Source organism: Nocardia sp. NPDC058633, assembly GCF_042717045.1.
Classification (GTDB): domain Bacteria; phylum Actinomycetota; class Actinomycetes; order Mycobacteriales; family Mycobacteriaceae; genus Nocardia.
Window position 1 is genome coordinate 1 of record NZ_JBHXRA010000040.1, and the last position, 6016, is coordinate 6016.

Consider the following 6016-nt stretch of genomic DNA (forward strand, 5'->3'; position numbering starts at 1 on the left):
CACCGACGATGACGAAGACATCGCCGACACGATCAGCGAAATCACCGATACGGTCAGCGAAGTGATGACGGGCCTCACTTCGCTGGTGTCATCGGTCAGCGAACTGGAATCGCTCGTCACGACCACGGCGGAGACGATCAGTTCCGGCTTCACCTCGCTCAGCACCTCGATCCAAGAGGGATTCGCGTCGATTTCGAGCCAATTGAACGGCTTGATATCCGGTGGTGCGACGTTCGATCTGAACGGAACGCAGGTCAGTGTGGGGACGGACGCGAACGGCCAACTGACCGTGAGCACTACCGACTCGGCCGGTAACTCGCACGAGTACGGCCTGACGCTCGATGCGAACGGGATACCGGTGATCAGCGACGACCAGTCCAGCGGCGAAATCGGCTCGGGCACACCGGAGACCGGCACGGGCCAGGGGCCGACCGATCTCGAGGATACGGATGCGGGGACCTCGTCGGAAGCGACACCCAACCCGACAGGGTCTCTCAACGCCAAAGGCTATGCCGCCGAGAGTATGTCGGGGACCGGCGCCGGTCCGAGCGCTGACGACGAGCCCGACGGCGAACACTGGGCGGAGCAGTACCCGGTCGGCAGCCAACCGGATCCGGGTGACACGGGTGCGGTCCTGGCCGAGGCTGGGCCGCTGTGAATCAACGATCTGAGAGGGTTTCGTCATGAGTCGATCGCGGATCGACGAAGGTGCCTACGAGTTCCTTCGTCGGGTGCAGATTCTGGACGACGAGTACGACGAGAAGCGCAGCAGCCTCGCCGTTCACAACAACGGTCACGAGATACTGGCCGAGATGCACGCGGTCAGGGCACGCGAGGCCGCGGAAGCCGAGGAGCGAGAGCGGCTCGAAGCGGAGGAACGCGAGCGTCAGGAGGCTGCGGCCAGAGAGCAACGCGAAGCCATCGCACGATCTATCGCCGCTCGACGGGCCAACGACCGCGCTGCCCCAGTGGATGACGACGACCCCGAAGGGGACTACTACCGTCGCAAGAGCTGGTTGGTCTGAGTCCGTAACGCGACGCCTGCTCATCCGGCCACCCGCAAGCAGACCCTGCGGGTGGCCGGATGAGCACTATCCCCGGATCAGTTTGGCGATCGTGCCGATGGACAACTTCGGCGCTTCGACCTCGACCTCGGCGTGCGGGTCGACGACCTTCGTGTGCGGGATCTCGGCTTCCGAGTCGGCGAAGACCGCGTACTTCTTGTCGGCGAGGACCGTGGCGAGGAGGTATCCGGTGACCAGGGCTCGGGTGGCTTTGTCGGTTTTGTGTTCGTAGCGGCCTGCGCCGAGGGCGGCGAAGAGGCGGCGGCCTTCGATGATGCCGTTGTGGGAGGCGCCGTCGATGGTGCGCAGGATCGACGTGCCCGACCAGGCGGCGGCGAGGGCGCGGGCGTTGGAGCTGACCGAGTCGAGGTCGTCGCCGGTCAGGATCAGGCCGGGCGTGTCGATGTCGGGGGCGATGTTCTCCGCGGCGGGGGAGGTGGGTGCGGGGAAGAGTCCTACTACGGCGGCCACCCGGCGTTGCGCCGCGGCGATCACGGCGGCGCCGGCGCCCATGCCGTGACCGGCGAGGGCGAGGCGGTCGGGGTGCACGCTGATGGTGCCGTCACCGAGACGGACCTTGCTGACGATGTCGAGCGTGGTGAGCAAGTCGGTGCCCAGATCCAGATGTGACGGAATCGGGCCGCGTTCGGTGTCGGGCGCGGCGACCACGAAACCCCACGACGCGATGTGCTCGAGCAGGCTGTTGTAGTTCTCGGCGCTGGTCAGCCAGCCGTGCGCGAACGCGACAGCGGGCAGGTTCAGCCCGGACTCGGGTGTGTACACCACACCCGGCTGACCTGCGATCCCTAAGTTGCCGCGCAGCACCCGGTGGGGGCCGCGGATGGACAGGGTGCTCAGGAGCGATTTTGCAGACACCGACACGGCGAGAAGAGTATCCGATCAGTAGGGTGGGGGACCATGTGCGGAATCGTGGGCTACGTCGGATACCGGGATGCGCTCGGCGTTGTCGTCGACGCGCTGCGACGCATGGAGTACCGCGGTTACGACTCGTCGGGGGTCGCGATCCTCGACGGAAACGGTGCGATCGCGGTCGAGCGCAAGGCCGGGCGGCTGGCGAATCTGGAAGCCGAGCTGGACGAGGCGGGCGCCGATCGGTTCGCCGGGGCGACCGGCATGGGACACACCCGCTGGGCCACCCACGGCGCGCCGACCGACCGCAACGCGCACCCGCACCGCGACGTGTCCGGCAAGCTCGCCGTCGTCCACAACGGCATCATCGAGAACTTCGCCCCGCTGCGCCGCGAGCTAGAGGACGCGGGCGTGGAGCTGCTCAGCGATACCGATACCGAGGTCGCGGTGCATCTGGTGTCGCGCGCCTACGCCGACGGTCCCACCGCCGGTGACTTCACCGCCAGCGCGCTGGCCGTGCTGCAGCGGCTGGAGGGTGCGTTCACGTTGGTGTTCACCCACGCCGATCATCCCGACACGATCGTCGCGGCGCGTCGGTCGACGCCGTTGGTCGTCGGGGTCGGCGAGGGCGAGATGTTCATCGCCTCCGATGTCACCGCGTTCATCGAGCACACCCGCGAGGCGGTCGAGCTCGGTCAGGACCAAGCCGTGGTGATCACGAAGGACGGCTACAGCGTCACCGACTTCGCGGGCAACACCGACGGTGTGGTCAGCCGGCCGTTCACCATCGACTGGGACCTCGCCGCCGCTGAGAAGGGCGGCCACGACTACTTCATGCTCAAGGAGATCGAAGAGCAGCCGACCGCCGTCGCCGACACCCTGATGGGGCACTTCGTCGTCGACGAGAACGGCGGCCGGATCGTTCTCGACGAGCAGCGCCTCGCCGATCAGGAGCTGCGCGAATTCGACAAGGTGTTCGTCGTCGCGTGTGGCAGTTCGTATCACGCGGGACTGTTGGCCAAGTACGCGATCGAGCACTGGACCCGGGTGCCGGTGGAGGTGGAACTGGCCAGCGAGTTCCGCTATCGCGACCCGGTTCTCGACCGGTCGACGCTGGTGGTGGCGATCTCGCAGTCCGGCGAAACCGCGGACACCCTCGAAGCGGTGCGCCACGCCAAGGAGCAGAAGGCGCGGGTGCTGGCCATCTGCAACACCAACGGGGCCCAGATCCCCCGCGAGTCCGACGCGGTGATCTACACGCGGACCGGCCCCGAGATCGGTGTCGCGTCGACGAAGGCATTCCTCGCGCAGGTGGCCGCCAATTACCTGGTTGGCCTGGCGCTGGCGCAGGCGCGCGGGACCAAGTACCCCGACGAGGTCGCCCGCGAGTTCGCCGAACTGGAGTCGATGCCGAAGCTGATCTCGCGGGTGCTCGAGACCGCGCCGCAGGTGCGGGCCATCGCGCGCGAGCTGGCACATGTGCCGACGGTGCTGTTCCTCGGACGCCACGTGGGCTACCCGGTGGCCCTCGAGGGTGCGCTCAAGCTGAAGGAACTGGCCTACATGCACGCTGAGGGGTTCGCCGCGGGCGAGCTCAAGCACGGGCCGATCGCGCTGATCGAAGAGGGTCTGCCGGTGATCGTGGTGATGCCGTCGCCGAAGGGGCGGGCGGTGCTGCATTCCAAGCTGCTCAGCAACATTCGTGAGATCCAGGCGCGCGGGGCCCGCACGATCGTGATCGCCGAAGAAGGCGACGACACGGTGCGCCCGTTCGCCGACGACCTGATCGAGATCCCGGCGGCGCCGACGCTGTACCAGCCGTTGCTGTCCACGGTGCCGTTGCAGATCTTCGCCGCCGAAGTCGCGCAGACGCTCGGCTACGACGTGGACAAGCCCCGCAACCTGGCCAAGTCGGTCACCGTCGAATAGCGCTCGACCCAGCCCCGCACGACCCGACCTCGAGGAGGGTCCCGCCGCGTAGCGACGGGACACAAGGGGCCGCGAACTCGAGCGCGCCAGCGCTCCTACGAAACAGTAATGGATCCGCGCATGTCCGGATGCAGGGTGCACATATAGCGGTAGGTGCCGGGCTGGGTGAAGGTGTAGGACCATTCGCCCTTGTCGATGATGGGGCTGTTGAGGCCCATCGCCTTGTCGCCGATGCCCTGCACGTTGTGCGGGACCTTGTCGGAGAACTTCCAGGTGACGGTCTCGCCGACCTTGACGGTGGCATCGGCGGGGGCGTACTTCATGCTGCCGACCTCGACCGTGAGGTCGGTCGGTGCGTGCTCCTGGGGGGCGGTCGTGGTGGTGACCGGGCGGGGTTTGCGGGTTGTGGTGGTGGCGGCGTTTCCCGAGTCGCCGGAACAGCCGGCGGAGAACAGGGCGGCGGCCACGACGATTCCGGCGACAAACCGGGCGGATGCGGCGCGGGGACGAACCATCGACATGGGTGTGCAGCGTAGTCTGCGAGCGATCCTGGGCCGGTCGGCGGCCCGTTCGGGCAGCTGGGAGGCGATTATGTCGGATCGGCGTGGCTACTACACCGTCGACGAGGTTCGGGCGGCGGAAGCCGAGCTGTTCACCCGGGTGCCTGCGGGAATGCCGATGCGACGGGCGGCATTCGGGCTGGCGGGGGTGGTGATCGACGAATTGCGTTCGCGGACCGGGGGAGTGTCCGGGCGGGCGGTGGGTTTGCTTGTGGGGTCCGGGGACAACGGTGGGGATGCGTTGTGGGCGGGGGTGTTTCTGCGGCGGCGCGGGGTTCGCGTGTCCGCCGTGCTGTTGAATCCTGCACGGGCGCACAGGGAAGGACTCGCTGCCCTGCGGGCGAGTGGCGGTCGGGTGGTTGATCGCCTCGACTCGGTTGATCTGGCGATCGATGGGATCGTGGGGATTTCCGGGCGGGGCCCGTTGCGGCCTGAGGCAGCGGAAATGGTTGCTGCCCTGAATGTTCCGATCATCTCCGTAGATCTGCCCAGTGGGGTCGATCCGAATACGGGGGCGGTGGAGGGGCCCGCGGTGACAGCGGCGGTGACGGTCGCGTTCGGCGCGTACAAGCCGGTGCACGCGTTGGCAGTGCCGCAGTGTGGGCGAATTGTATTGGTGCCGATCGGGTTACGTCCGGGCCAAGCGGGATTGGCGCAGCTCGCGCCCTCGGCGGTGGGGGTTGGATGGCCGGTGCCGGGGCCCACGGATGACAAATACAGCCAGGGCGTGGTCGGGGTCTGCGCCGGGAGCGCGCGATATCCGGGGGCGGGAGTGTTGTGCACGGGCGCGGCAGTGGCGGCGACCTCGGGGATGGTTCGGTATGTGGGGTCCGATACCGCGGTGTCGGAAAGGTTTCCCGAAGTTGTCGCCAGTGCGTCGATCTCGGAGACAGGGCGGGTGCAGGCGTGGGTGATCGGGCCGGGGGCTGGTACTGATTCGGGGGCTCGGGATCGGCTGGCCGAGGTGTTGGCCACTGATCTGCCGGTGCTCGTCGATGCCGACGGACTGACGATCCTGGCCGGGGAACCGGGGCTGGTTCGGGGGCGTTCGGCTGCGACGGTGTTGACACCGCATGCGGGGGAATTCGCTCGGTTGACCGGTGGGGTGGTGGGGGCTGATCGGGTGGGGGCGGTGCGGGCACTCGCCGAGGAATGGGGTGTGACCGTGTTGCTCAAGGGGCGGGCGACGATCATCGCTTCGCCGGGGGAAGTGACGTTGGTCAATGACGCTGGTGGGGATTGGGCTGCTACGCCTGGGTCGGGGGATGTGCTTTCTGGGATTGTCGGGGCGTTGCTCGCCGCGGGGCGGGAACCGGGATGGGCTGCTGCGGCCGGGGCTCGGGTGCACGCTCTGGCGGCTGGTTTGGCTGCTTATGAGGGGCAGGAGATGGGGGCGCCTATATCCGCGATGCCTTTGCTCGGGCAGGTTCGGGGGGCGGTGCGGGTGTTGCGGGAGGTGGGTGGGGGATCTCAGGAGTGGTAGTCCCAGGCAGGTTTGAGCTGTGTTTGTTGGCGCGCTGGCGCGCGCGTGTCCGCGGCGACCTCCTCGTTGTCGTAGAAGACGAAGGTCAGGTCTCGGTTGCGTGCGGGGAC

The 6016-nt window shown here is 67.6% G+C and carries 6 protein-coding genes; 4 read left to right on the forward strand and 2 right to left on the reverse strand.

The window, feature by feature from the left end; translation table 11 throughout:
- The coding region (locus ACFWUR_RS29530) for a hypothetical protein (protein ID WP_378911209.1) at nucleotides 1–658 on the forward strand (658 nt) is incomplete at its 5' end.
- 25 nt (nucleotides 659–683) lie between these two features.
- The gene (locus tag ACFWUR_RS29535; protein ID WP_378911211.1) at nucleotides 684–1025 is read left to right on the forward strand and encodes a hypothetical protein; all 342 of its coding nucleotides are present in this window, start codon (nucleotides 684–686) and stop codon (nucleotides 1023–1025) included.
- A gap of 66 nt (nucleotides 1026–1091) precedes the next feature.
- Here ACFWUR_RS29535 and ACFWUR_RS29540 read toward each other — a convergent pair whose 3' ends face one another.
- A complete protein-coding gene (locus tag ACFWUR_RS29540) occupies nucleotides 1092–1946 on the reverse strand; it encodes a dienelactone hydrolase family protein (protein ID WP_378911212.1) in 855 nt (284 codons plus the stop codon).
- Nucleotides 1947–1982: 36 nt separating this feature from the next.
- On the opposite strand from ACFWUR_RS29540, the gene glmS reads away from it, so the two are divergent.
- Nucleotides 1983–3863 carry a glutamine--fructose-6-phosphate transaminase (isomerizing) gene (glmS, locus tag ACFWUR_RS29545; RefSeq protein ID WP_378911214.1) on the forward strand — a complete coding sequence of 627 codons (1881 nt, stop codon included), beginning with the start codon at nucleotides 1983–1985 and terminating at the stop codon, nucleotides 3861–3863.
- 95 nt (nucleotides 3864–3958) lie between these two features.
- Here glmS and ACFWUR_RS29550 read toward each other — a convergent pair whose 3' ends face one another.
- Nucleotides 3959–4384, reverse strand: coding sequence for a plastocyanin/azurin family copper-binding protein (locus ACFWUR_RS29550; protein ID WP_378911216.1), 426 nt, complete (start codon nucleotides 4382–4384; stop codon nucleotides 3959–3961).
- A 70-nt stretch (nucleotides 4385–4454) separates the two neighbouring features.
- Between ACFWUR_RS29550 and ACFWUR_RS29555 the strand changes: the two genes are divergently transcribed.
- Nucleotides 4455–5906 (forward strand): bifunctional ADP-dependent NAD(P)H-hydrate dehydratase/NAD(P)H-hydrate epimerase, encoded by a 1452-nt coding sequence (locus ACFWUR_RS29555; RefSeq protein ID WP_378911217.1) that lies wholly within the window; start codon nucleotides 4455–4457, stop codon nucleotides 5904–5906.
- Nucleotides 5907–6016: the final 110 nt, after the last annotated feature.